This window comes from Enterobacter cloacae complex sp. P42RS, assembly GCF_014930595.1.
GTDB classification, from domain to species: domain Bacteria; phylum Pseudomonadota; class Gammaproteobacteria; order Enterobacterales; family Enterobacteriaceae; genus Enterobacter; species Enterobacter bugandensis.
This window is the reverse complement of sequence record NZ_JADBRK010000036.1, coordinates 1-1,181: the sequence shown is the minus strand read 5'-3', so window position 1 is coordinate 1,181 and position 1,181 is coordinate 1. Positions and strand designations below refer to the sequence as shown.

1 protein-coding gene is annotated in these 1,181 nt (G+C 54.0%); it reads right to left on the bottom strand.

Annotated features, from left to right (window positions below; translation table 11 throughout):
• Positions 1–36: 36 nt before the first annotated feature.
• A complete protein-coding gene (locus IM314_RS21860; RefSeq protein WP_193359365.1) occupies positions 37–972 on the bottom strand; it encodes an IS110 family transposase in 936 nt (311 codons plus the stop codon).
• Positions 973–1,181 lie beyond the last annotated feature (209 nt).

The following is a 1,181-nucleotide window of genomic DNA, read 5'->3' as shown; positions in this document are numbered from 1 at the left end:
GGGTGAGCAGCTGTGTTTAAAGTCAACATCTGACGACTAAGCTGCCGCCCATTTTTTATTGTCCCGCACCATCGCATTCAGGATTGTTACCAGCTTTCTGACGCAGGCTGTCATCGCCACTTTAAAGGCTTTTCCCTTGCTTCTCAGTTTCTCAAAAAAAGCCTGTATGGTTGGGTTATAACGCACCGCTGACATTGCCGCCATGTACAGCGCTGCACGCACCGCACTTCGTCCTCCCCAGATACATCGTTTTCCTTTCATCTTTCCGCTGTCATGGGCATAAGGACACACGCCTACCAGTGCGCTGATTTTACGTCTGTTAAGTTGTCCCAGCTCCGGCAGCATCGACAGCAGAACCGCCAGCGTTGTCCGTCCTATACCCTTGACTTCTTCCAGCAGCTTCACTTTCTCCTGCCATAGCGGCATCACTTTTATCTGCTGGTCGATGTCGTCATCCGTGTCCTTTATCTCTGCATTAAGCCAGTCAATATGCCGTTTGATGCCCGTCCGGATAAGCTCATCAGTGCAGGAGCCGTAGCGGTTCTGCTCCATGGTTCTGTTGTCCACCAGCTGACGGCGGCGGGATACCATCATGGCCAGACGCTGCGTCTGTTCGTCCGGAGCGGGTCTGACATCCGGTGTCATTCTGCGGCCAAACTCGCAGATGATGCGGGCATCGTTCGGGTCTGTCTTGAACAGCGTCCCGAGAGCCCGTGCGAAGTGTTTGACCTGAGCAGGGTTAACGACGGCGACAGGCAGCCCGGCAAGTTCAAGTGTGGCTGCAAGAAGGTTGTGGTAGCGCCCGGTGGCTTCCATCACGATGCGTGCAAAGGCACGTGATGAAAGGGCGTCGAGGAGTAACTGATGGCCCTGAGGGGTATTCTCCAGATGAAGGAAAATCCCGTCAGGACTGATAAATACATCAAAGGTCTCTTTGGCGATATCGATGCCAACGGTGGTATGTTCAGTCATGTTCGAGTCTCCCGGCCTTGTAATATACGGGCTGGCACAGGCCGCCCAGGCAGCTGTTCGGGTTAACAGGAAAACTGATGCCACGCCAGGAGCTCACCCGCGGGCTTGGAAACCCAGAGGGCTAACGGGCTGTGGCATCAGGTCAAACTCAGTGACAGTTTACCCGTCTGTTGACGGGTAACTGAAGTGACTTTAAACATACAAGGGCA

Excerpts from the sequence above, each read along its gene's own strand:
- IM314_RS21860 (WP_193359365.1), bottom strand. The coding sequence starts at position 972 with ATGACTGAACATACCACCGTTGGCATCGATATCGCCAAAGAGACCTTT.